The sequence below is a fragment of the Aliirhizobium cellulosilyticum genome (assembly GCF_014198105.1).
GTDB lineage: Bacteria > Pseudomonadota > Alphaproteobacteria > Rhizobiales > Rhizobiaceae > Neorhizobium > Neorhizobium cellulosilyticum.
This window is the reverse complement of sequence record NZ_JACIGW010000003.1, coordinates 364655-389416: the sequence shown is the minus strand read 5'-3', so window position 1 is coordinate 389416 and position 24762 is coordinate 364655. Positions and strand designations below refer to the sequence as shown.

At 60.7% G+C, this 24762-nt stretch carries 22 protein-coding genes; 10 read left to right on the top strand and 12 right to left on the bottom strand.

All coding sequences use genetic code 11. The features are described 5' to 3' along the window. The first annotated feature begins 43 nt into the window (after nucleotides 1-43). Nucleotides 44-811 (top strand): fumarylacetoacetate hydrolase family protein, encoded by a 768-nt coding sequence (locus tag GGE33_RS16235; RefSeq protein WP_183825011.1) that lies wholly within the window; start codon nucleotides 44-46, stop codon nucleotides 809-811. A 202-nt stretch (nucleotides 812-1013) separates the two neighbouring features. Next, nucleotides 1014-2162 carry an iron-containing alcohol dehydrogenase gene (locus tag GGE33_RS16230; protein WP_183825009.1) on the top strand — a complete coding sequence of 383 codons (1149 nt, stop codon included), beginning with the start codon at nucleotides 1014-1016 and terminating at the stop codon, nucleotides 2160-2162. A gap of 108 nt (nucleotides 2163-2270) precedes the next feature. Here the strand turns inward: GGE33_RS16230 and GGE33_RS16225 are convergent, their stop codons facing one another. Continuing rightward, a complete protein-coding gene (locus GGE33_RS16225; protein ID WP_183685385.1) occupies nucleotides 2271-3113 on the bottom strand; it encodes a helix-turn-helix domain-containing protein in 843 nt (280 codons plus the stop codon). Nucleotides 3114-3347: 234 nt separating this feature from the next. On the opposite strand from GGE33_RS16225, the gene rhaB reads away from it, so the two are divergent. From rhaB to tpiA, 5 genes are all read left to right on the top strand, one after another. Beyond that, complete coding sequence (gene rhaB, locus GGE33_RS16220; protein WP_183825006.1) at nucleotides 3348-4823, top strand: rhamnulokinase; 1476 nt, start codon at nucleotides 3348-3350, stop codon at nucleotides 4821-4823. After that, a complete protein-coding gene (locus GGE33_RS16215) occupies nucleotides 4823-6094 on the top strand; it encodes an L-rhamnose isomerase (protein ID WP_183825003.1) in 1272 nt (423 codons plus the stop codon). Before rhaB ends, GGE33_RS16215 begins: the two co-directional genes overlap by 1 nt. Further along, a complete protein-coding gene (gene rhaD, locus GGE33_RS16210; protein WP_246436155.1) occupies nucleotides 6091-6945 on the top strand; it encodes a rhamnulose-1-phosphate aldolase in 855 nt (284 codons plus the stop codon). Before GGE33_RS16215 ends, rhaD begins: the two co-directional genes overlap by 4 nt. Nucleotides 6946-6957: 12 nt before the next feature. Beyond that, the gene (rhaM, locus tag GGE33_RS16205) at nucleotides 6958-7290 is read left to right on the top strand and encodes an L-rhamnose mutarotase (protein WP_148144640.1); all 333 of its coding nucleotides are present in this window, start codon (nucleotides 6958-6960) and stop codon (nucleotides 7288-7290) included. 180 nt (nucleotides 7291-7470) lie between these two features. Continuing rightward, complete coding sequence (tpiA, locus tag GGE33_RS16200; protein ID WP_183825000.1) at nucleotides 7471-8223, top strand: triose-phosphate isomerase; 753 nt, start codon at nucleotides 7471-7473, stop codon at nucleotides 8221-8223. 91 nt (nucleotides 8224-8314) lie between these two features. On the opposite strand, the gene GGE33_RS16195 is transcribed toward tpiA, so the two are convergent. The 11 genes from GGE33_RS16195 to GGE33_RS16145 form a co-directional block, all read right to left on the bottom strand. Beyond that, nucleotides 8315-9400 (bottom strand): branched-chain amino acid aminotransferase, encoded by a 1086-nt coding sequence (locus tag GGE33_RS16195; RefSeq protein WP_183824997.1) that lies wholly within the window; start codon nucleotides 9398-9400, stop codon nucleotides 8315-8317. Nucleotides 9401-9457: 57 nt separating this feature from the next. Beyond that, the gene (locus GGE33_RS16190) at nucleotides 9458-10300 is read right to left on the bottom strand and encodes an HpcH/HpaI aldolase/citrate lyase family protein (protein WP_183824994.1); all 843 of its coding nucleotides are present in this window, start codon (nucleotides 10298-10300) and stop codon (nucleotides 9458-9460) included. Continuing rightward, nucleotides 10297-10749 (bottom strand): MaoC family dehydratase, encoded by a 453-nt coding sequence (locus tag GGE33_RS16185; protein WP_183824991.1) that lies wholly within the window; start codon nucleotides 10747-10749, stop codon nucleotides 10297-10299. Before GGE33_RS16185 ends, GGE33_RS16190 begins: the two co-directional genes overlap by 4 nt. Next, nucleotides 10749-12608, bottom strand: coding sequence for an ATP-binding protein (locus GGE33_RS16180; RefSeq protein WP_183824987.1), 1860 nt, complete (start codon nucleotides 12606-12608; stop codon nucleotides 10749-10751). The genes GGE33_RS16185 and GGE33_RS16180 overlap by 1 nt, the downstream gene beginning before the upstream one ends. A gap of 12 nt (nucleotides 12609-12620) precedes the next feature. Continuing rightward, nucleotides 12621-14216, bottom strand: a complete 1596-nt coding sequence (locus tag GGE33_RS16175; protein WP_183824984.1) for a carboxyl transferase domain-containing protein — start codon at nucleotides 14214-14216, stop codon at nucleotides 12621-12623. Beyond that, on the bottom strand, nucleotides 14216-15379 hold the full coding sequence (locus tag GGE33_RS16170) for an isovaleryl-CoA dehydrogenase (RefSeq protein ID WP_183824981.1): 1164 nt from the start codon (nucleotides 15377-15379) through the stop codon (nucleotides 14216-14218). Before GGE33_RS16170 ends, GGE33_RS16175 begins: the two co-directional genes overlap by 1 nt. A 19-nt stretch (nucleotides 15380-15398) precedes the next feature. Continuing rightward, on the bottom strand, nucleotides 15399-16793 hold the full coding sequence (lpdA, locus tag GGE33_RS16165) for a dihydrolipoyl dehydrogenase (RefSeq protein WP_183824978.1): 1395 nt from the start codon (nucleotides 16791-16793) through the stop codon (nucleotides 15399-15401). A 3-nt stretch (nucleotides 16794-16796) separates the two neighbouring features. Continuing rightward, nucleotides 16797-18059, bottom strand: a complete 1263-nt coding sequence (locus GGE33_RS16160) for a dihydrolipoamide acetyltransferase family protein (protein ID WP_183824975.1) — start codon at nucleotides 18057-18059, stop codon at nucleotides 16797-16799. A gap of 3 nt (nucleotides 18060-18062) precedes the next feature. Next, entirely contained in the window at nucleotides 18063-19076 is a 1014-nt protein-coding gene (locus GGE33_RS16155; RefSeq protein ID WP_183685374.1) for an alpha-ketoacid dehydrogenase subunit beta, read from the bottom strand. A 1-nt stretch (nucleotide 19077) separates the two neighbouring features. Beyond that, complete coding sequence (locus tag GGE33_RS16150) at nucleotides 19078-20310, bottom strand: 3-methyl-2-oxobutanoate dehydrogenase (2-methylpropanoyl-transferring) subunit alpha (RefSeq protein WP_183824972.1); 1233 nt, start codon at nucleotides 20308-20310, stop codon at nucleotides 19078-19080. A 142-nt stretch (nucleotides 20311-20452) separates the two neighbouring features. Then, the gene (locus tag GGE33_RS16145) at nucleotides 20453-21442 is read right to left on the bottom strand and encodes an AraC family transcriptional regulator (protein WP_183824969.1); all 990 of its coding nucleotides are present in this window, start codon (nucleotides 21440-21442) and stop codon (nucleotides 20453-20455) included. Between the two features lie 130 nt (nucleotides 21443-21572). On the opposite strand from GGE33_RS16145, the gene GGE33_RS16140 reads away from it, so the two are divergent. The 3 genes from GGE33_RS16140 to GGE33_RS16130 are packed head-to-tail and all read left to right on the top strand — an operon-like array spanning nucleotide 21573 to nucleotide 24691. Beyond that, on the top strand, nucleotides 21573-22340 hold the full coding sequence (locus GGE33_RS16140) for a 3-hydroxyacyl-CoA dehydrogenase (RefSeq protein WP_183824966.1): 768 nt from the start codon (nucleotides 21573-21575) through the stop codon (nucleotides 22338-22340). A gap of 21 nt (nucleotides 22341-22361) precedes the next feature. Then, entirely contained in the window at nucleotides 22362-23549 is a 1188-nt protein-coding gene (locus GGE33_RS16135) for an acetyl-CoA C-acyltransferase (protein ID WP_183824964.1), read from the top strand. A gap of 14 nt (nucleotides 23550-23563) precedes the next feature. Beyond that, a complete protein-coding gene (locus tag GGE33_RS16130; protein ID WP_183824960.1) occupies nucleotides 23564-24691 on the top strand; it encodes an acyl-CoA dehydrogenase family protein in 1128 nt (375 codons plus the stop codon). Nucleotides 24692-24762 lie beyond the last annotated feature (71 nt).

Here is a 24762-nt window from a genome sequence, read left to right as displayed (position 1 = left end):
CCCTGCACGCCAAATCAAAACCTGAACAATTCGGAGATGATAAATGAACGATAGTCCGTCGACGGTTTTCGATGTTCAGGCGCTCGCCGACAGCTTGTATGGGTTACGCGAAGCGTGCCGATCGCAAGCGACCGCGGAATTTTCATTGCCTCAGAATCTGGCGACCGCGATGCAGGCCCAGCAGACGCTTGCCGCAAAAGAAGGCGTGCCGGGTAACGCCTGGAAGGTGGCGATGTCCCCTGACAAACATGCTGTCGTGGCGCCGCTGCACCCTTACGTCGAAACCTCACGCGATGCGGAATTGCCCTATCTTCCTGGCATGAAGTTCGAGGTGGAGATCGCCGTTCGCCTCGGCCGATCCCTTCCGATCAAAAGTGATCTCTATTCCCGTGAAGAGATCTATGATGCGGTTTCAGAGGCTTATCTCGGAGCGGAACTATTATCATCTGCCATAAAGGAGGGCGGAACGTTGTCTTTCCCGCTTTTCGTGGCAGATCGCATAGGAAATCGCGGATACGTGCTAGGCCCGGCTGTCCCTAAAACCCTCGTTGATACGGTGGGTGAGGCTGAGCTAATCGTCACTCAGGGAGGCAACCCGATCTATAAAGGACCGGCAAAGCACCCGGTTGGCGATGTTCTTGCGTGGCTGGTCGCCTATGCGAACGACAGTGCCCGTCCCGCAAACTCGCTGAAGGCCGGTGCGATCATCACGACCGGTGCTCTTTCTGGCGCAATGCTGTTGCCGGGATCTGGCAAAGTCGAAGTTCTGCTATCCAAGGCGCATGCATTAAACGTAGTGCTCATGGCATAAACTCTCCGACTGTTCGCCGCTGCCGTGCTCTCCTGCCATGTTCCGACCTCTAATTTCCGGCCATGCAGGCTGCAACAATGTCCAAGGCACAAAGGCTTCCTCGTTCGGCCTTCGCTAAACTCCCGGTCACCAAGGAGATTATCAGCAGGAGCGCTGCCGTCCATAGAAGCGGCAGCCTCCCGATCAGGAGGAAAAGAACGAGATGGCATTTCGACTGTGTTTCCCAAAAATCAACATCAGCGGTTCCGGCAGTCTGGCCGAAGTTCCCGGTGAGCTTGCTGCTCGCGGCTTGAAGCGGCCGGTCATTATCACCGACGCGACGCTGGTGAAGTTCGGACTTGTCGCACCACTTCTGGAAGGCTTGAAAGAAAAGGGTATCGAGGCTTTCGTTTACGATGGCGTCGTTCCCAACCCGACCGTTCCGGTCGTCGAGGCTGCCTACAAGGTGTTTGTCGACAACAAGTGCGACGCGATCATCGGTGTCGGCGGCGGCAGCCCGATCGACACGGCCAAGGCCGTGCGCATCCTCTCGGCCAATCCCGGTCCGATCACGCTTTATGAAGGTGTCGGCAAGGTCGCCAAGGCAGGCGCATTCCTGGCTGCCGTCAACACGACTGCGGGAACTGCCGCTGAAGTCACCTCCAACGCGGTCATCACCGATCCGGTCGCTCAGGTGAAGATGGTCATCATCGACGCCAACATCATCCCGGATATTTCGGTCAACGATTCCGCCATGATGACCGGTATCCCGGCTGCAACGACAGCTGCAACCGGCATGGATGCTCTGACCCATGCAATCGAAGCCTATGTCGCCAAGGGCGCGCATGTGCTGACCGATTATGCAGCGCTCGAAGCGATCCGCCTGATCGCGGCCTATCTGCCGCGCGCAGTCAAGGATGGCAAGGATCTGGAGGCACGCGAGATGATGGCCTATGGCCAGTTCATTGCCGGTCTCGCCTTCAACAGCGCCGGTCTCGGGCTCGTCCATGCCATGGCGCACCAGCCGGGCGCAGTGAAAGATCTTCCGCATGGCGTCTGCAACGCAATCCTGATGCCGCTGGTCGAGGAGTTCAACCGTCCTTACGCCGTCGAACGGTTTGCACGCATCGCCGAAGCAATGGGTGTCGATATCAAGGGATTGAGCATTGAGGATGCCTCCAAGGCCGCGATCACGGCGATCCGCGATCTGTCGGAAACGGTCGGCATTCCCAGCGGCTTTGCCGAACTTGGCGTAACCGAGGACGACTTCCCGCTCTGGGTCCAGAAGGCACAGAAGGATCCTTGCGCACCGGGCAACCCGGTCGCGGCCACGGATGCGGATATTCTGGACCTCTACAAGAAAGCTTTGTGATTACGCGCGGAAGCGCGATTTGCGAATAGACACGAAAGGCCCGCTCATAAGGCGGGCCTTTCGGCGTTCCGGCCGCAACGCCGGCCGCCTCATGCCCCTTGTTCGGGTTCAGGCGTGGTTGTGACGCGGCATGCGACGATATTCGCTCGGCGCCATGCCGGTCATCTTGCTAAAACTGTAGGAAAAATAGTTGCTGTCGTTGAAGCCGCAGGAAAAGGCGATGTCGGTGACGCTGTCATTGGTCGCGCGCAATGCCCGCATGGCTTTGCTCAGTCTGAGCTTGACGAGATAGTTGTGCGGCGTCGTGGCCGTCGCCTCGCGAAACAGTCGGCTGAAGCTGCGCGAGGAATAGCCGAAGCGCTGCGCGACACTTTCGAGGTCGATATCCTCGGTGCAATTGTGCCTGAGATAGTTCAGCACATGCCCGAGGCGTGCAGAATTAGGCAGGCCGCGTGCGTCCGTGGCGAATTGCGAGCGCGACAGGATGATCGAGAGCTGGTTGAACAGCGCCTCCGACATCGCGTCCGAAAGCGGATCTGACCGGCGGGCCTCGTTCTCCAGCGCTTCGATCAGCGGCTTGACCTGCGCAAGTACATCCTCGGTAACCTGCCAGTGGCGCCTTGTGCCATCTTCCCCATCTGCCGAACGCCGCATGATGTCGAGAAAATCATAACGCCCGGAGGCCCTATCGGGCCGAAACAGGATGTTGGTCAGGTAGAGGTCGTCGACCTGCTCATAGGCGTGGTGGTCCTCTGCCTTGATGTAGAAAAGTTCTCCGCAAGTGATGAAGTGCGGTTCATCATTCAACATATGCCAGCCATTGCCGGAGAGAACGATCATGACCTCGTGAAAGTCATGGTCATGCAGAGGAAACGGTGTCTGCGGAGTTCTTTCCTCCACGATGACCGTTTGAGCGTCCGAGCGGAAAAATTCCTTGGCCAAAAGCTTCATCGAATCAAAACTTCATAATCGCGCACAACGGTACAGATAGCCCATTCGAAAACGCCGATCCGGATCTGCATCAATGCGGCGCTGCGACTTAATAATGCAGCCAGGCAGCTTGCCGCGAAAGCCCCAGCATCATCTTCGAATAATGACACGTATCAGCAAATCTCATGTCTGCTTCTTCAAGGCGCCATGCCCATCAACAGGGCTAAGGTGCTGAAAACGAACAAGAGAACAAGCATGAAAGTGCCTGAGAAAATCGTTGCCGTCGATATCGGTGCCAGCAGTGGCCGTGTTATCCTGAGCGAAGTCAGGGATGGCATTTTGTCGCTGACGGAAATCCACCGGTTCGAAAACAACCTGCGGGGCGACGATGTCTTTGCGCATCAATGCTGGGATCTTGATTTCCTTGAAGCCGAAATGCGAAAAGGGCTGGCGATTGCCCAAGAGCAGGGGGGCTTGGCGAGCGTCGGGGTCGATACCTGGGGCGTTGACTACGTATTGCTGGACGACAATCTGGAGCGCATCGGTCCCGCCGTGTCCTACCGGGATCATCGCACCGACGGCATGATGGAGACGGTCTTCGCTGAGATCTCGCGTGCGGAAATATACCGTCGCACCGGCATCCAGTTCCTGCAGTTCAACACGCTCTATCAGCTAGCAGCCACCGTTCGTCAGCATCCCGAATGGTTGGCTCGCGCCTGCCACTTCCTGATGATCCCGGACTATCTGCATTTCCGCCTCTGCGGCGTGCTTTCTAACGAATACACCAACGTGACGACGACGCAGCTATTCAATCTGCATGAGAACGATTGGGATACGAATCTGCTCGAAGTCGCGGGATTGCCCAAGACGATGATGATGCATCCGGTCGAGGCAGGCACCATCATCGGCGAGATACCGGCCTTGCAGAGTGAGGCAGCCATCAAGGTCGTTGCCCCGGCCACCCATGATACGGGGTCCGCGGTTGCGGCCGCACCGTTGGAAACCGAGGATGAGGCCTTCATCAGTTCGGGCACATGGTCGCTGATGGGGATCGAGAGCAAGACGCCATTTGCCGATGCTGAGGCGCTGGCCGCAAATGTCTCGAACGAAGGCGGTGTCGAGCGGCGTTACCGCGTCCTCAAGAACATCATGGGTTTCTGGCTGATCCAGCGGGTCCGCAAGGAACTGGGATCACCGGATCACGGCGGGCTCGTGTCGGAAGCGCGTGACGGCACGCCCTGGCGAAGCCTGATCAATCCCCAGGACGCGCGTTTCCTCAATCCGAATAACATGACGGCGGAAATCCAGGCGTTCTGCCGGGCGACTGGACAGCCCGTACCTGAGAGCGCCGGCGCCCTTTCCCGCTGCATCTTCGATAGCCTGGCCCTTTCCTATCGCCAGGTGAAAGAGAAGCTGGAAACCCTGCGCGGGCGTCCTGTCAATCGTATCCGTATCGTCGGTGGCGGCAGCCAGAACGACCTCGTCAACCAGCTCTGCGCCGATGCCTGCGGCGTTCCGGTAACAGCCGGCCCGATCGAGACGACGGCGCTTGGAAATGTCTGCGTCCAGATGATCGCTCTCGGCCAGCTTTCCGGCCTCGATGAAGCGCGCGCACTTGTGCGCCGTTCATTCCCTCTAACCGAATATCTTCCCCGCCAGCGCGTACCCCAATCCGTCTGGGATCGTTTCCAGTCGTTTAGCGCGCTGCCTGCTCTAGAAGGACAAGATTGATGAGCCAATCACAAAAAGTCGAAGCTGCCTATACCATAGCGCGTGATGCCTTTGCCGCGACCGGTATCGATACCGAGGCGGCTCTCAACCGCCTGGATACCATTCCGATCTCGATGCATTGCTGGCAGGGCGATGATGTTCGCGGCTTTGAAAACCCGGCGGGCCAGCTTACCGGCGGCATTCAGGTCAGCGGCAATTATCCGGGTCGCGCCAGCACTCCGGGCGAATTGCGCGCCGATCTCGATTTCGCCATGGCGCAGATCCCGGGCCAGAAGCGGCTCAATCTTCACGCCATCTATCTCGAGAGCGACAAGCCGGTCGCGCGTGATGCGATCGAACCCCGCCATTTCCAGAACTGGGTCGAATGGGCCAAAAAATCCGGCATTGGCCTGGATTTCAACCCGACCTGCTTTTCGCATCGCTTGAGCGAAGATGGACTGACGCTCAGCCATCCCGACAAGTCGGTGCGCGACTTCTGGATCGCCCATTGCCAAGCAAGCCGCAAGGTCAGCGAATATTTCGGCAGGCAGCTCGGCACGCCATCGGTGATGAACATCTGGGTGCCGGATGGCATGAAGGATCTTCCGGCAGACCGGTTCGCGCCGCGCGAGCGTCTCGCCCAGTCGCTGGATGCAATCATTGCCGAAAAGATCTCGCGCGAGTTCCACAAGGATGCCGTCGAGAGCAAGCTTTTCGGTATCGGAGCCGAAAGCTACACGGTCGGCTCCAGCGAGTTCTGCATGGGTTATGCCACGAGCCGCAAAACGCTGCTTTGCCTCGATGCCGGTCATTTTCATCCGACCGAAGTCATCTCCGACAAGCTGTCGTCGGTGCTGCAATTCGTCGATGAAGTTCTGCTCCACGTCTCCCGCCCGGTCCGCTGGGACAGCGACCACGTCGTGCTGTTTGATGATGAACTGCAGGCAATCGCCAACGAATTGATCCGGGGCGACGTGCTTGGCAAGGTCAATATCGGCCTCGACTTCTTCGATGCCAGCATCAACCGCGTGGCGGCCTGGGTGATCGGCACGCGCAATACCCGCAAGGCGCTTCTGCGCGCTCTGCTTGAGCCGGCTTCCAGGCTGAAACAGGCGGAAAGCGAACGGGATTTCACGACACGATTGGCGATGATGGAAGAAGCCAAATCAATGCCGTGGTCTGCGGTTTGGGATTTCTATTGCCTCAGCAGAAACGTGCCGGTCGGCATCGCCTGGCTGGACGAAGTCAAAAATTATGAACGCAACGTGCTGAGCAAACGAAAGGCCGCATGATCATGACACTGCATACTGCAAATTCCTGGTTCGTAACCGCCATGGTCAAGGCGACTTCGGACATGTGGCTGAAGGGTTGGGACGAGCGCAATGGCGGCAATGTCAGCCTGCGTCTGCTGCCGGAAGACGTTGCGCCCTATCTGGCGCAGTGGCCCGCAAACCGCAGCGCGCCGATCAGCGATCCGCTGCCGGAGTTGGCCGGCCAGTATTACATCGTCACCGGAACCGGCAAATATTTCCGCAACGTTCAGCTCGATCCGGCAGCCAATATGGGTGTCGTTCAGGTGGCACCTGACGGAACCTCGGTGAAAATCCTCTGGGGCTTCACCGATGGCGGCGCGCCGACCTCCGAGCTTGCCTCCCATCTGAAGTCCCACGGCGTTCGCCAGAAGGTCAGCAATGGTCGCGATCGTGTCATCATGCATTGCCATGCGACCAATCTCCTGGCGCTGACCTATGTGCTGGATCTCGATCCGGCCAATGTGACCCGCGCCCTATGGGAGAGCAGCACCGAATGCCTCGTCGTCTTCCCGCAGGGGGTCGGCACGATGGGCTGGCTGGTTCCCGGTACCGATACGATCGGTGATGCGACCGCCAAGGAGATGGCCAATCACACACTGGTCATGTGGCCCTTCCACGGCATCTTCGGCACGGGCGATACGCTCGATGAAGCCTTCGGCCTGATCGATACCGCCGAAAAGGCAGCCGAAGTTCTCGTCAAGGTCGTCTCCATGGGCGGCGCCCGCCAGACCATCACCACTGCCAACCTCATCGATCTCGCTGTGCGCTTCGGCGTTGAGCCGATGGCGGAAGCCATGGCGGTCGAAAACTGGCGACTTGCCGGAAAATAAGGGAGTAAAGCCATGGTCGCAGTGGAAACGAAGATCCGGAAGGCATTTGTCATGCAGGTCTTTGCCGACAAGCATGAGGAATATAAACGTCGCCATGACGAGATCTGGCCGAAGCTTGCCGAGACGCTGAAGGACCATGGCGCATCCTCTTACGCCATCTATCTCGACGAGGCGCGTAGCCTGCTTTTCGCCTCTGTCGAGATCGTGTCGGAAGAGCGCTGGGCGGCTGTCGCCGACACCGCGATTTGCAAGGAATGGTGGGCATTCATGACTGAAGTGATGCCCAGCAATCCCGATAACAGCCCTGTTTCGCAGGAATTGAAGGAAGTTTTCTACCTGCCCTGATCAGCCAAAATGTGCCGACGAGAACATGTCTCGCGACGGTGAGCTGGAATCCGGAAATAAACGGTGCGACGGGGTTGGATGCAGCGATGTCACACATTTTCGTTGTGGCATCGCTGAACTGAAGACAGAGAATAACGAGATGCGGCCAGCGGAAGCCGGGTTCGCGGGGAGAGATATGTCATGGGACCGGTGCCGAAGCCGCTTATTGCCGGGAACTGGAAGATGAATGGCATGCGCGGTAGTCTTGCGCAGATCAAGGAGATTGCAGCCAGCAACATGCTTGCTTCAGGCAAGTTCGATGCGCTGATTTGCGTACCAGCCACGTTACTGCATTCCGCGGCCTTAGTGACGTCAGATACGCCGTTGAAAATTGGAGCGCAGGATTGCCATGATCGGGAAAACGGTGCCTACACCGGAGATATTTCCGCCGGCATGATTGCCGATAGTCTTGGCAGCCATGTCATCATTGGCCACTCCGAACGACGCACCAGATACCGGGAAGACGACGCCCTGGTGCGATCCAAGACAATTGCCGCACATAAGTCCGGATTGATTGCCGTCGTCTGCATCGGCGAAACGGAAGAGGAGAGATCGAGCGGCCGGACGCTCGACGTGCTTCGGTACCAACTGGCTGGATCATTGCCCGACGGCGCGACGGGAGAGAATACCGTTATTGCCTATGAGCCGGTTTGGGCGATCGGTACAGGTCGTACGGCCTCGATCGCAGATATTGCAGAAGCACACCGCTTTATCCGTTCCGAACTCTGCAAACGCTTCAATAGCGAGGGCGATCGTATGAGGATTTTGTACGGTGGGTCGGTAAAGGCCTCGAATGCCGATGAAATTCTGCACGTGGAAAACGTGGATGGAGCACTTGTCGGAGGTGCCAGCCTGACGGCCCGTGACTTCCTGTCCATCTGCAGCGCCTATTGACGGTCCTCTCCGTCAACCAATCGGTTTTAGGGGCGCCCGTCTCTTCCATATGACGGGCGCCACCAAGTCCTCAAGGGGGATGCGTGCAGATTCAGCTTACCGGGATCGTGTGAAGCCAGCCGTGGCTGTCGGCAAGCGCCTGGGTCTGGATGCCGACTAGCTTGTTTCGGAGCAGGGTTGTGACTGCTCCCGTCTCGCCGGTGCCGATGGTGAGCGAGCCGTTGCGATGCTTCAACTCTCCGATACCGGCGATGACGGCCGCCGTGCCACAGGCGAAGGCTTCGACCAGGCGGCCGGAGGCGGCATCCGCCTGCAGCTCGTCAAAGGCGTAGGGGCGTTCTTCGACCGCGATATTATTGTCCTTCGCAAGCGTCAGGACAGAGTTGCGGGTAATGCCGGGCAGGATCGTGCCGAGCGGCGGTGTGACCATCGAGCCGTCGTTGAAGACGAAGAATATGTTCATGCCACCGAGTTCCTCGATCCACTTGCGCTCGGCGGCATCGAGGAACAGCACCTGGTCGCAGCCGTGCTTTCCTGCTTCAGCCTGAGCAATCAGGCTTGCTGCATAATTGCCGCCACACTTGGCAGCACCGGTGCCGCCGACAGCCGCACGGGTGTAATCTTCGGAAACCCAGATCTTCACCGGCTTGGCGCCGCCCTTGAAATAGGGGCCGACCGGGGAGGCGATGACGCAGAAGATATATTCCTTCGACGGACGGACACCGAGGAAGGACTCGTTGGCAAACATGAACGGGCGAAGGTAGAGGCTGCCGCCATTGCCTTCCGGCACCCATTTCCTGTCCACGGCGACCAGCTTCTCGATGGCGGCGAGAAAATCCTCTTCAGGCAGTTCGGGCATCGCGAGCCTGCGCGCCGAGGCGTTGAAGCGTTTTGCGTTCTGATCCGGGCGGAACAGCACGACCTTGCCATCGGCAGCCCGGTAGGCCTTCATGCCTTCGAAGATTTCCTGCGCATAGTGAAGCACGCTGCTGGCCGGATCGAGAGCGAAGGGTGCACGAGCGGTTACCTGCGCCGAATGCCACTCCTTGTCGGCGCTCCAGTGAATGACGGCCATGTGATCGCTGAACAGCGTTCCGAAACCGAGGTTCTGGAAGGCGAGGGCGCGATCTGCCTCTGCCATCGGATTGGCGTTTTGGATGATTTCGAATTCCAGCATGGGTCACCTAGAGATATGGATCGGCCGCTCACGCGCGGCTTTGTCGGCGTTGTTGAATCACGGAGACTGTTTTTCGGCAAGCCCAAGCAATCGCCTTGCCTGCTTCAAATGCGGTTTATCGATCATCCGGCCGGCGAAACTAAGGACGCCCTGTCCCGGATTGGCGGAAAATGCATCCACGATCGCCTGCGCCTGCGCCAGTTCCTCGGCTGTCGGGGTGAAGGCCGCATTGATAACAGGTAGCTGGTCGGGATGGATCGCCATCATGCCGGTAAAGCCGTCCCGTCTTGCGCGCCGGGCATAGGCAGCCAGCCCGTCGAGATCACGAAAGGCTGGATAGACCGTTTCGATTGCCTCCACGCTTGCGGCATGCGCGCCGAAGAGAGTGAGCGAGCGGAGCATCTCATAGGGAGGCGTGTAGCGCCCGTCTTCCTCACGTGAACTGATGGCGCCGATCGCGGCCGGCAGGTCTTCCGCGCCCCAGGTGAGGCCAAGGATCAGATGCCGGACGCTGCGATAACTGCCGAGTTCGAAGACTGCCGCCGGCGTTTCGGTGGCAATCGGCAGGATGGGAATGCCCGGAGCGCGTACAGCCAGCGCCTCGACACTTGCTCCCCCTTCGGCTTTCGGCAGGACGAAAGCATCGGGCGCGGCATCCTTCAACGCGTCGAGATCATCTTCCAGAAGGCCGCTGTCGAGCGGGTTTATTCGGACGAAGAGTTTCCGGCCTCGCCTGTCGGAACGGAGAAATTCGGCGGTCATTTGCCGCGCCGTCGCTTTTGCCTCGAGCGCGACGGAATCCTCCAGATCGAGGATCAGTGCATCGGCATCAAGCCCGAGCGCCTTTTCCATCCGGTCGGGCCGGCCACCGGGAACGAAGAGCAGCGAGCGCAATGTCATTGCGGCCTCCGGTGAACAAGTGCGCTGCGCAGGCATTCGCAGACGATCTCGTTGCGCTGGTTGATCAGTTCGTGGCGGAAGGTGACGATACCGGCCGCTGGTCGCGAACGGCTTTCCTTCAGCTCGACCACTTCGGTTTCCGCCCTCATCGTGTCGCCAATAAAGACCGGCTTGGGCATGGTGAGCTTGTCGTAACCCAGATTGGCAACGAGAGTTCCGAGCGTCGTGTCGCTGACGGAAAGCCCGATCATCAGCGCGAAGGTGAAAGTGCCGTTGACGATGATCCGGCCGAATTCGCTGGCCTTCGCCGCCTCGATATCGAGATGCAGCGGCTGCGGATTATGGGTCATGGTGGAGAAGAGGAGATTGTCGGTTTCCGTCACAGTGCGGCGGATCTCGTGGGCGATCCGGTCGCCGATGGTCCAGTCCTCGAAATAACGCCCGGCCATCATTTGTCTCCTTCGATGCGCACGAGCAGGCTGCCTTCCGTGACCTGTGCGCCGGATATGGCTTTGAGTTCCGCAACAGTGCCGTCGAAAGGGGCGCTCAGCGACTGTTCCATCTTCATTGCCTCGATCACCACGAGCGGCTGGCCGCGGACGACCCTCTCTCTCTCGCTGACGGATACGGCGATGACGATGCCGGGCATGGGGGCGATGACCGCGCCATCCGTCAAGTTGAGGCCTCCACCGGCATGATCGGCACGGGGTGGGCTGAAGGGCCAGGCTTCGCCATCGATGAAGAGGACATCCTGGGAGCCATTACGGGCTCTAAGCTCGGGATGGTCCAAAGACACGAGATAGGGGCGGCCGTCTACTTCGACGCTCACCAGCCGATAGGCCTCCGCATTCAGGCGAAAGCCGGCAAGCGCGGTCCATGCCTCCTGTGCGCCGGTCGGCAGGAGCGCCGCGGCAGCGGCCTGCAACACGCGCTCGTCGGGCTCAGTCGATGGAACAAGATCGGCCAGATGGCGGGCGATGAAGCCGGTATCCACGGCGCCCACCAGAAAATCCGGGTGTCTCAAGGTGCGTGCCAGAAAGACGGCATTGGTGCGAACCGGCCAGATTTCGACGCTCGCCATGGCACGGGCAAGTTCGTTTGCCGCCTGTCTGCGGCCTGGGGCATGGCTGATCAGCTTGGCGATCATCGGGTCGTAATGGGGTGTTACCTCGTCACCTTGCTCGACGCCGCTATCGACGCGCACACTTGTCGGAAGATGCAGGTGCTCCAACCGGCCGGTGGAGGGCAGGAAATTGTTGGACGGGTTTTCGGCGTAAAGCCGCGCCTCCATCGCCCAGCCATTGATGGAAAGCTCGTCCTGCCTCAGGGGCAAGCGCTCGCCCGAAGCGACCCGGATCTGCCACTCCACCAGATCCTGCCCGGTGATCGCCTCGGTGACCGGATGTTCCACCTGCAGACGTGTGTTCATTTCCATGAACCAGATGCGGTCGGCGCGCAGCCCTTCGGCGGCATCGGCGATAAACTCAACCGTTCCTGCTCCGACGTAATCCACTGCCTTGGCGGCTTTGACGGCGGCGTCGCAGACGGCTTCGCGTGTAGCCGCATCCATGCCGGGTGCGGGGGCCTCCTCTATCACCTTCTGATGGCGGCGTTGCAGCGAGCAGTCGCGCTCGAAGAGATGCACGACATTGCCGAACGTATCGCCGAAAACCTGAACCTCGATATGCCGGGGCGACAAGATGTATTTCTCGATCAGAACCCGGTCGTCGCCGAAGGACGAAGCGGCCTCGCGCCGGCAGCTTTCGAGTGCTGCGAGAAAATCCGAAGCCTTATCGACCTTGCGCATGCCCTTGCCGCCGCCGCCCGCAACGGCCTTGATCAACACCGGATAACCGATCGCATCGGCTTCCCGCTGCAGCCGCGCGGGATCCTGGTCTTCGCCGAGATAACCCGGCGTCACCGGCACGTTTGCGGCAACCATCCGCTGCTTGGCGGCGTCCTTCAGCCCCATGGCACGGATGGCTGTGGGCGGAGCGCCGACCCAGATAAGCCCCTTTGCGATAACAGCCTCTGCAAATTCGGCATTTTCCGACAGAAAGCCATAGCCCGGATGGATTGCCTCAGCGCTCGTCTGTCTGGCCGCGTCGAGAGTGCGGTCCTGACGGAGATAGCTGTCTCGCGCTGCCGCTGGACCTATCAGTACCGCTTCATCCGCCTCGCGCACAAAGGGCATGGCGGTATCTGCATCGGAATGAACGGCGATGGTGCGGATGCCGAGGCGGCGGGCGGTGCGGATGATGCGGCGGGCGATTTCTCCGCGATTGGCGATCAGCAGACTTTTAATCACCGGTCATCCTCCTCACATCCGAAACAGGCCGAACTGCGCACGTTCGGGGATCGGCGCGTTCAGCACTGCTGAAAAGGCAAGGCCCAGCACGTCGCGGGTCTGGGCGGGATCGATCACGCCGTCGTCCCACATTCGGGCCGTCGCGTAATAGGGATTACCCTCGTCCTCGTATTTCTGCCGGATCGGGGTTTTGAAGGCTTCCGCTTCGGCTGCACTCCACGTCTCTGCGTCGCGATGGACGGAGGCGAGGACGGATGCCGCCTGTTCGCCACCCATGACGGAAATCCGCGCATTCGGCCATGAAAACAGAAAACGTGGCTGATAGGCGCGCCCGCACATGCCGTAATTGCCGGCGCCGAAACTGCCGCCGATAATGACCGTGATCTTTGGAACGGAAGCGGTGGCGACGGCCGTCACCAGCTTTGCACCATTCTTGGCGATGCCTTCCGCCTCATATCTGCCGCCGACCATGAAACCGGAAATATTCTGCAGGAACAGCAGCGGAATACGGCGCTGGCAGGCAAGCTCGATGAAATGCGCGCCCTTCAACGCGCTTTCCGAAAACAAAACGCCATTATTCGCCAGAATGGCGACCGGAATACCCCAGATGTGGGCAAAACCGCAGACGAGCGTCGAACCGTAGAGGGGTTTGAACTCGTGCAGGTCCGATCCGTCGACGATGCGGGCGATTACCTCGCGCACATCATAGGGCGTGCGCACATCCTGCGGCACGACGCCGTAAAGCTCTGAAGCTTCGAGCAGGGGAGGGCGCGGAGTGGCGATCTCGATATCGACCACCTTGGGGCGATTGAGGGTCGCGACGATATCGCGAACGATCAGCAGCGCATGTTCGTCATTCTCGGCGACATGATCGACGACGCCGGATTTTCTTCCATGGGTTTCTGCACCGCCCAGTTCCTCGGCTGAAATTACCTCGCCGGTTGCTGCCTTCACCAGCGGCGGGCCGGCGAGGAAGATCGTGCCTTGATTGCGCACGATCACCGTCTCGTCCGACATGGCCGGCACATAGGCGCCGCCCGCCGTGCAGCTTCCCATCACGCAAGCGATCTGCGCGATACCGGCTGCCGACATCTGTGCCTGATTGTAAAAGATCCGGCCGAAATGATCGCGATCCGGAAAGACCTCTGCCTGATGCGGCAGGTTGGCCCCGCCGGAATCGACCAGATATATACAGGGCAGGCGATTTTCTGAGGCGATCTCCTGCGCCCGCAAATGCTTCTTCACCGTCATCGGGAAATAGGCGCCGCCCTTTACCGTCGGATCATGAGCGACGATCATGCATTCGCGACCCGACACCCTTCCGATGCCGGCGATCATTCCCGCGGCCGGCGCTTCATCGCCATACATGCCGCCTGCTGCAAGCTGGCCGATTTCCAGAAAAGGCGAGCCGGGATCGAGCAGCCTCTGTACCCGGTCTCGCGGCAGCAGTTTTCCGCGCGCGACATGGCGCTCGCGATGGCTTTCCGATCCGCCACGCGCTGCTGCCGCAACTTTCGTCCGCAGTTCCTCGACGAGCGCCCGGTTATGCGCTTCATTGGCCTTGAAGCCTTCGGAGTTGCGGTCGAGCGTGGTGCGGATCTGGGGCATCAGCCGTTGCCTCCCGCACTGATCACTTCACGGCCGATGAGCATGCGGCGTACTTCGTTGGTGCCGGCGCCGATATCGAGCAGCTTGGCGTCGCGCCAGAAACGCTCCACTGGCCAGTCCTTCGTATAACCCGCGCCGCCGAGTGCCTGGATTGCCTGTTCGGCAACCTTTACCGCGCTTTCTGAGGCATAGAGGATAGCACCGGCGGCATCCTGCCTTGTCGTGCGGCCGGCATCGCAGGCGCGCGCGACGGCATAGACATAGGCGCGGGCGGAGTTCAGCGCCACGACCATGTCGGCGACCTTGGCCTGCATCAGCTGGAAACTGCCGATCGGCACTCCGAACTGTTTTCGCTCCCGCAGGTAGGGCAAAACGACATCAAGGCAGGCCTGCATGATGCCGAGCTGAATGCCGGACAGCACCACCCGCTCGTAATCGAGGCCGGACATCAGAACTTTGGCACCGCCGTTCAGTGGTCCCATGACGTTCTCCTCAGGCACGAAACAGTCCTGGAACACGAGTTCGGCCGTCGGCGAGCCGCGCATGCCGAGCTTTTCGATCTTCTGGCCGATGGAGAAACCGGGAAAATCCTTCTCGATCAGGAAGGCGGTGATGCCTTTCGATCCGGCCTCGGGTTCTGTCTTGGCGTAGACGACGAGGGTCTGCGCATAGGGGGCGTTGGTGATCCAGAATTTCGTGCCGTTGAGGCGAAATCCGCCATCGACCCGGTCGGCGCGCAATCGCATCGAGACGACATCCGATCCTGCACCTGTCTCCGACATGGCAAGGCTTCCGACATGGTCTCCGGAAATCAGGCCTGGCAGATATTTCGCCTTCTGCTCTGGCGTCGCCCAGCGTGCGATCTGGTTGATGCAGAGGTTGGAATGCGCCCCGTAGGACAGGCCGACCGATGCCGAGGCGCGGCTCACCTCCTCGCAGGCGATGACATGTTCCAGATAACCCAGTCCAAGCCCGCCATCTTCTTCCGTAACCGTGATGCCATGCAGCCCGAGTGTGCCCATTTCCGGCCAGAGCTCGACGGGAAAACGATCCTTCGCATCGATCTCGGCGGCGATCGGCGCAATGCGTTCGCGCGCAAAACGCTGCGTCGTCTCGCGGATCGAAAGGGCCATGTCGCTCAAGCCAAAATCCATCTCGGTCATCAGGCCTCCTCCCAGATAGTTAGATATGCAGGGCGTGCCCCATCGCCTTGAGCGCCGCCTCCTGCAGGGCTTCGCTGCGTGTCGGATGGACATGGATCGTGCCGGCGATATCCTCCAGTCTTGTTCCCATCTCGATTGCCAGCGAAAATGCCGCCGAAAGCTCGGATACGCCTGACCCGACCGCCTGCAGCCCGAGGACGAGATTGGTATCGGCCCGCGCCACGACACGGACGAAACCGTCCTCGTCCTGCATCGTCATCGCCCTTCCATTGGCGATGAAGGGAAATTGCCCGACCTTCACCTCGTAGCCTTGAGCGCGTGCTTCTATCGGTGACAGTCCGGCGCTGACGATTTCCGGGTCTGTGAAGCAGATCGAGGGGATGGAGCGCTTGTCCCAAGCGCGTTTTTTCCCGGCGACGATTTCCGCCACCATCTCGCCCTGCGCGATAGCGCGATGCGCCAGCATCGGTTCGCCAGTGACATCGCCGATAGCATAGACGCCACGCATCGAGGTGCGGCAGCGATCGTCGATGCGCAGAAAGGGGCCGGACCGATCGAGATCGAGGTCTTCAAGCCCGGACCCCACGCTGCGCGGGCGGCGGCCGACGGCAACGAGGATATGATCTGCCGGCAGTTCCTGCCGTCCATCCGGTCCTTCGACAATCAGCGCATCGCCCGTCTTGGAAAGCCCGATCGCTTTGGTGTTGGTGAAAAGCCTGATGCCGCGCTCAGTCAGTCTGCGTGTCACTGGCTTGACCAGGTCGGCATCGTAGATCGGCAGTACCCGCGCCGTCGCCTCCACCACGGTCACGTCCGATCCAAGCTTCGCAAAAGCGGTGCCGAGTTCCAGACCGATATAACCGCCGCCGACCACGATGAGCCTGTTCGGCACTTGCCTAAGCGACAACGCTTCGGTCGAGGAGATGACGCGTCCACCGAAGGGCAGGGCTGGAAGTTCGACCGGGTCGGAGCCGGTTGCGATCACCACGGTTTCCGCGCGAACGATCTGCTGGCCGGTTTCGGTTTCCACCTCCACCGTCTTGCCGTCACGAAAACGGGCGCGACCGGAAACGATTTTGACGCGGGCCTTCTGCAACAGGCCTGAAACACCGCTTGTCAGCCGGCCGACAATGCCGTCCTTCCAGATCATGGTTCCAGCAAGATCGATCGACGGTTGATCGACTTGAATGCCCATAGCATTGCGTCCGCCTGCCATCTGCCGTGTTGCATCGAAGACCTCCGCCGCGTGGATCAGCGCCTTGGAAGGGATGCAGCCGATGGTGAGGCAGGTGCCGCCGGGCTTGGCCGCTTCGACGATGACCGTATCGATGCCGAGCTGTCCGGCGCGGATGGCGCAGGCATAACCGCCGGGGCCGGCGCCGATGACGAGAAGCTTGCAGGAAATCTCTTTCATGGCTCACCCCTCGATGAAGATCAGGGCTGGAGTTTCGAGCAGTGTGCGCAGGCGCTGGATAAAGGTCGCCGCGTCAAAACCATCGATGATGCGGTGGTCGAAGCTGGAAGAGAGGTTCATCATCTTGCGCGGCACGAATTGCGTCCCGTCCCAGAGCGGGCGGGTGGCGATCTTGTTGACGCCGACGATCGCCACTTCCGGATGATTGATGACCGGCGTCGAGACGATGCCGCCAAGCGCGCCGAGCGAACTGATGGTGATGGTCGAACCGGTCAGCTCGTCGCGCGTGGCGGTGCCGGACCGTGCGGCCTCGGCCAGCCGATTCATTTCCGTCGCGCAATCCCAGATGCCGCGCGCTTCTGCGTGCCTGACGACCGGTACGGTGAGGCCCGATGGTGTTTGGGTGGCGATACCGATATGCACCGCGCCGGACCGGGTCAGCATACCGGCATCATCATCGAATGTAGCGTTGATGTCGGGCTGATCGGTTACCGCCTTGACCATTGCCCGCATCAGGAAAGGCAAGAGCGTTAGCTTCGGCTGATCGGCTTTGCGCGCTCCGTTCATCGTCGCCCGTAACTCCTCCAGTGCCGTCACGTCGACCTCTTCCACATAGGTGATATGAGGGATGCGCGAGGTGGAGAGCGTCATCTTCTCGGCGATGCGGCGGCGAAGGCCGGTGAGCTTGATCTCTTGCTTCGAGGTCTTCCTGGCAAAACCCTGCTGCGGGACTGGGGCCTCTTTGCCATGGGCGAGGAATTGCTCGACATCCTCGCGCAGGATGCGCCCGGCCGGCCCCGTTCCGCTCAACTGGCGAAGGTCGATGCCGCTGTCGCGCGCCAAGAGCCGCACCGACGGTGCCGCAAGCGGTTTGTCCATCTCCGGTGATGGGGTTGAGGAAAGGGGCGGTGCCGCTAAGGTAACGGGCATGGCGGGCTTTGCTGGTTTTTCGGCTGGCTCAACCTGCTCGGGCTTGGGAACTTCAGCCTTGGCCGGCTCCGGAGCGGTGACTTCGTTGCTGCCAGCTTCGGTCTCTATCCGGATCAGCGGCGCCCGGACCGCGATCGTGTCACCGATCTCGCCGCCGAGCCAGATGACGGTTCCGCTGACGGGGGTGGGAATTTCCACCGTCGCCTTGTCGGTCATCACGGCGGCAACCGTCATGTCCTCGCGTACGGGATCGCCGACCTTCACCAGCCATTCGACAAGCTCGGCTTGCGCCACGCCTTCGCCGACATCCGGCATCTTGATGGTGAACTCGCCCATGGCTCAGGCCTCCATGACGTCGGTCAACGCGCGCCCGACGCGGGCGGGGCCGGGAAAATAATCCCATTCCTGCGCATGCGGGTAAGGCGTATCCCAGCCGGCGACACGCATGACCGGGGCTTCGAGATGATAGAAGCAATGTTCTTGCACCAATGCTGCGATCTCTCCGCCGAAACCGGAGGTGAGCGTTGCTTCATGCACGATCACGCAGCGCCCTGTCTTGGAGACCGACTTGACGATCGCATCGAGATCGAGCGGCAGAAGGCTTCTGAGATCGATGACTTCGGCATCGATGCCGGTATCTTCTGCGGCGGCGAGCGCTACATGCACCATCGTGCCATAGGCAATCACGGTGACGGCCGAACCCTGCCGGCGCACTTCCGCCTTGCCGATCGGGATCGAATAATAGTCATCCGGCACATCGCCGAGCGCGTGTTTTGACCAAGGGGTGACCGGCCGTTCGTGATGCCCGTCGAACGGGCCGTTATAGAGCCGCTTCGGTTCGAGGAACATCACCGGATCGGGATCTTCGATCGCGGCAATCAGCAGGCCCTTGGCATCATAGGGATTGGATGGCACGACGACCTTGAGGCCGCAGACATGGGTGAACAAAGCCTCCGGGCTCTGGCTGTGCGTCTGTCCGCCAAAAATGCCGCCGCCGGTCGGCATGCGCACGACGATCGGGCAGGTGAAATCGCCGTTGGAGCGATAACGGATGCGCGCCGCCTCCTGCGTCAGCTGGTCATAGGCGGGGTACATGTAGTCGGCGAACTGGATTTCGACACAGGGTTTCAACCCGTAGGCCGCCATGCCGATCGCGGTGCCGACGATGCCGGATTCGTTGATCGGCGTGTCGAAACAGCGTGTCTTGCCGTATTTCGCCTGCAGGCCCTGGGTGCAGCGGAAAACGCCGCCGAAATAGCCGACATCCTCGCCGAAGACCACGACATCCTCGTCCCGCCCCATCGCGACATCCATGGCGCTTCTCACCGCCTCGATCATCGTCATCCGGGCCATGTCAGTATCCCGCCTTCTGCCGCTGGCGGCGCAGATGCGGCGGCATCTCGGCATAGACGCCTTCGAAAATATCGCGCACGGAGGGCCTGCCGCCGGCATGCATCGTTCCGTGTTCCTCGGCCTTGCGCTGGGCGGCGATCACCTCGTCCGTAATTTCGGCTTCCGCCTGCACATGCCGTTCTTCCGACCAGAGGCCGCGCAGGATCAGGTGTTTCTTCAACCGCAAGACCGGATCTCCAAGCGGCCACGCTTCGGATTCCGTCTTCGGCCGATAGGCGCTCGGGTCATCGGAGGTGGAATGCGCGCCGACCCGGTAGGTGACGTATTCGATCAGCGTGGGCCCGAGATTGCGCCTTGCCCGCTCTGCCGCCCAGCAGGCTACGGCATGCACGGCGAGATAATCATTGCCATCGACCCTCAGCGCGGGAATGCCGAAACCGAGGCCGCGGGCGGCAAAGGTGCCGGAACCGCCGCGGGCGATGCCCTGGAATGTCGAGATGGCCCACTGGTTGTTGACGACGTTGAGGATGACCGGCGCGCGGTAGGTCGAGGCGAAGACCAGCGCCGAATGAAAATCCGATTCCGCCGTTGAACCATCACCGATCCAGGCGGCGGCAATGCGGCTGTCGTTCTTGATCGCTGACGCCATGGCCCATCCGACGGCCTGCACATATTGGGTGGCGAGATTGCCGGAAATCGTGAAGAAACCATGGTCTTTCGACGAATACATGATCGGCAGCTGCCGGCCGCGTAGCGGGTCGCTTTCGTTCGAATAGATCTGGTTCATCATCTCGACCATCGGATAGTCGTCGGCGATGAGAAGGCCTGCCTGCCGGTAGGTGGGGAAATTCATGTCGCCCTTGTTCAACGCCTTGCGAAAGGCACAGCTGACGGCTTCTTCACCCAGATGCTGCATGTAGAAGGAGGTCTTGCCCTGCCGCTGCGCCATCAGCATGCGGGCATCGAAAGCCCGGAGCGTCATCATGTGGCGCAGGCCGATTCTCAGGTCGTCATCGGACAAAAGTCCGGCCCAGGGGCCGACTGCCTCGCCATCCCGGTTCAGCACGCGGATGATCGAATAGGCGAGATCGCGAATGTCTTCGGCTGCCGCATCCACGCCCGGGCGCGGTACGGCACCAGCCCTTGCGATCTTCACATTGGAAAAATCGGGCTGCCCGCCCGGACGCACTGCAGGCTCCGGAACGTGCAGGCTCAGATGACCTGTATCAACCATATTTCCTCCCGATCGACCTGCTTCTCCTCAAAAGCGTGTCGATTAGAAAAGAATGGTATTCGCAGCGCCAATGGCAAGCCATGACAGAACTGCTGTGAATTTTCGGACAGTTTTGCCACAGATGAGCCGGCTACAGGCTCGTCTAGCTTTTTCGAAAAGCTTCTGGGCTTTGCCCCATCCATTTCCTGAATGCCCGGTAAAAGGCGCTCGGTTCCGAATAGCCGAGACGGGTGGCGATCTCGCTGACGGTCTCGGCCGTATTGGTCAGCATTCCGCAAGCGAGGTCGCGGCGGATCTCGTCCTTGATGCCGGCGTAGCTCTGGCCTTCGTCATGCAGGCGATGGCGAAGCGTCGAAGACGACATGCGCATGTCGTTGGCGAGTGTCGCAAAGCTTGTCCAGTCGGCAGGTTCCCTCTGGGTGAGGCGACGCCTGACCGCCGCAGCCGTTCCGGCGTCATAGCGATAGCGCAACAGGATATTTGCAGGTGCGCCGCGCAGGAACTGCCGCAGTTGCTGCTCGTTGCGCGAGATCGGCAAGTCGAGCATGGCCGCGTCAAACCCCAGCCGGCTGACCGATTGCGAAAAACGGATGGGTGCGCCGAAGAAGAGCCGGTGATCGGCGCTCCGTTCCGGCTCGGCGCAGCGGAAATCGACGAGTCGGATCGGGATGCGCCGCCCGACCAGCCAGCAGATAAGTCCATGCAGGACGATCCAGTAGCTGCGATAGGCAAAGGCGGATCGAGGTTCTCCCTCGTCGCTCAACTGCACCTCCGCAATCCCGTCATGAACGACAAGCCGGCCCGTTGGCTCACCGAGAACGAGGTTGAGAAAGCGCAGCGCCCGCCGCAATGCCCGCTCCAGCGTCGGGGCATGCAGCACGCAATGGCAGAGAAGGGTAAAGCTGCCGCGCTGCATCGGCCGGGCGCCGAGACCGAAACATTCGTCGTCCAGTTCGGCGGCAATTGCCAGCCACAATTGCCCGAATGTCTGTGCCGAAACCGGCTCGGTGACGACAGGCGGCAGACCGAGATCGCGAAGCAACGGTTCGGTCGGACGCCCGCTGCGCCTCAGGCTGTCGAGGGCTTCCTCGACAAAGCTCGGGGCGATCATATGTCTTTCGGTCTCGACCATCACTTCAGCCCAAATGGCAAAACTGGCCGAAATTATGGATCACTTCCGTCATCGCTTGCAACAGTGAAAGCTTATAAAGTGCGATCTGCCATGCGGGTTGAGGAGCCTGTCGGCAAGGGAGGAATGATAAATGCTGATCCGCGATGCCGGTTTCATCGTCTCCGGCGGCTGTTCCGGCCTTGGCGCCGCGACGGTACGCATGCTGGCTGAGGCTGGTGGACGCGTGATGATCGCCGACCTCGATCGAGATAAGGGGGAGGCGATCGCGCAGGAATTTGCAGGGAGCGTGTCCTTCGTCCACACCGACGTCACCAGCGCCGGAGATGGGGAAGCGGCAGTGGCCGCGGCGCTCGAAACCTTCGGAAATCTGCGCGGGCTGGTCAATTGCGCCGGCATTGCACCGGCGCAGAAGGTGATCGGACGCGACGGGCCGCATGAACTCGAAAATTTTGCCCGGACGATCAATGTTAATCTGGTCGGCTCCTTCAACCTGCTCAGGCTTGCGGCCAATGCGATAAGGGATAGCGAACCCGATGCCGAGGGTGAGCGTGGCGTGATCGTCAATACGGCCTCGATCGCGGCCTTCGACGGGCAGGTCGGGCAGGCGGCCTACGCGGCCTCCAAGGGCGGTATTGCGGCGATGACGCTGCCGATCGCCCGTGAACTGGCGCGTTACGGCATTCGTGTCATGACCATAGCGCCCGGCGTTTTCGAAACGCCGATGATGGCGGCCATGCCTGAGGAAGTGCGCCATGCGCTCGGTAGCAGTGTGCCATTTCCTCCACGGCTCGGGAGGCCATCCGAGTTTGCGGCGCTGGTTCGCCAAATCCTGGAAAACACCATGCTGAACGGCGAAGTCATTCGCCTCGACGGCGCAATCCGGATGGGAGCGCGCTGATTGGCGCACAGAGGAGGCAAGATGCAATTGCAGGATCCCGTCGTCATCGTTGGTTCGGCCCGCACGCCGATCGGCGGCTTTCAGGGCGAATTGAAGGACGTGACCGCAGCAGATCTCGGTGCGGTATCCATTCGCGCCGCTCTTGAGAGAAGCGGCGTGCAAGCGGATGGGGTTGACGAAGTCGTCTTCGGCTGCGTGCTTCCGGCCGGACAGGGGCAGGCGCCGGCAAGGCAGGCGGCGATCCATGCCGGGCTTCCTTTCGCCGCGGGTGCGACGACGGTCAACAAGATGTGCGGCTCGGGCATGAAGGCTGTGATGATGAGCCATGACCTGATTGCCGCTGGAAGTGCCGCAATCGCTGTTGCCGGCGGCATGGAGAGCATGACCAACGCGCCTTATCTGCTGGATCGGGCGCGGGGCGGTTACAGGCTGGGGCATGGCCGCGTCCTCGACCACATGTTTCTCGATGGGCTTGAGGACGCCTATGACAAGGGTCGGCTGATGGGAACGTTTGCCGAGGACTGTGCCGAGGCCTATCAGTTCACCCGTGAGGCGCAGGATCGATATGCCGTCACTTCACTCAAGCGGGCGCAGAAGGCGATCGAGGAAGGTTGGTTCGACAGAGAGATCGTTCCGGTCACGGTCAAATCCGGCAGAAGCGAGCAGGTGGCTTATCGGGACGAGCAGCCCGGCAAGGCCAAACCCGACAAGATCCCGACCCTGAAACCCGCCTTTCGTGAGGGTGGTACGGTGACGGCTGCCAATTCCAGCTCGATCTCGGATGGCGCGGCGGCACTGGTGCTGATGCGGCGCTCGGAAGCGGAACGCCGGGGGCTTGCGCCGCTCGCGACGATCATCGGCCATGCCACGCATTCGCAGGAGCCGGCGCTCTTTGCCACGGCACCGATCGGTGCCTTGCAAAAGCTCTCCGACCGGACGGGCCTGTCGCTTTCCGATGTCGACCTGTTCGAGATCAACGAGGCCTTTGCGGTCGTCGCGATGGCGGCGATGCGGGATCTCGACCTGCCGCATGACAAGGTCAATGTGCATGGCGGTGGCTGTGCGCTCGGCCATCCGATCGGCGCGTCCGGCGCGCGTATTCTGGTGACGCTGATTGCGGCGCTGGTGCGTTATGACCTGAAACGCGGCATGGCGGCGCTTTGCATCGGCGGTGGCGAAGCGACGGCCATTGCCATCGAACGATCCTGACGGGAGGAAGACCGATGATCCTTTCGGAAACCCAGCAGCAGATCCGCGAAATGGCCCGGAGTTTTGCCCGCGAGCGCCTGGCGCCGGGTGCTGCAAAACGGGACAGGGAACACCTTTTCCCGAGTGAAGAGTTGCAGGAAATGGGCATGCTCGGGCTGCTCGGCATGCTGGTGCCGGATGCCTATGGCGGTTCCGATACCGGCGTGCTCGCCTATGCTACGGCGGTGGAGGAAATCGCTGCCGGCGACGGATCTTGCTCGACGATCATGAGTGTCCACAGTTCGGTCGGCTGCGTGCCGATCCTCAAATTCGGGACGGAGGAACAGAAGGAGCGCCTTTTGCCGCGTCTTGCGTCCGGCGAGTGGATCGGCGGTTTTGCGCTGACCGAACCGCAAGCGGGTTCCGACGCCTCGAACCTCAAGACGCGCGCCCGGCGCGATGGCGATCATTACGTGATCGACGGCGCAAAACAGTTCATCACCTCGGGAAAGAACGGCCAGATGATCATCGTCTTTGCCGTCACTGATCCCGATGCGGGCAAGAAGGGCATAACGGCCTTCATCGTTCCGACCGATACGCCCGGTTATGAGGTGATCCGCGTCGAGGAAAAGCTGGGGCTGCATGCGTCCGACACCTGCCAGATCGCATTCAACGAGATGCGCATTCCAGTGGACTCGAGGCTAGGCGAAGAAGGAGAAGGGTATCGGATCGCGTTGGCCAATCTGGAAGGGGGCAGGATCGGTATTGCGGCGCAATCGGTCGGCATGGCGCAGGCGGCGTTCGAGGCGGCACGCGATTACGCCCGCGAGAGAAAGGCTTTCGAAAAGCCGATCTTCGATCATCAGGCCGTTGCCTTTCGGCTGGCCGACATGGCAACGCAGATTGAAGCGGCCCGACAACTCGTCTGGCATGCGGCTGCATTGCGGGAGGCCGAGATGCCCTGTCTTTCGGAGGCTTCGATGGCGAAGCTCTTTGCATCGGAAATCGTCGAACGCGTCTGCTCTGACGCGATCCAGATCCATGGTGGTTATGGTTATATGAGCGATTATCCGGTGGAGCGTATCTATCGGGACGCGCGCATTTGCCAGATCTATGAAGGCACGAGCGACATTCAGCGGCTGGTCATTGCGCGGAATTTGTGAATGCCCGCCTCTGCAATAGACGCGGGCAAAATCGGAATCGCATCTACGGATGCAATTCGCGGTGCTTGGCT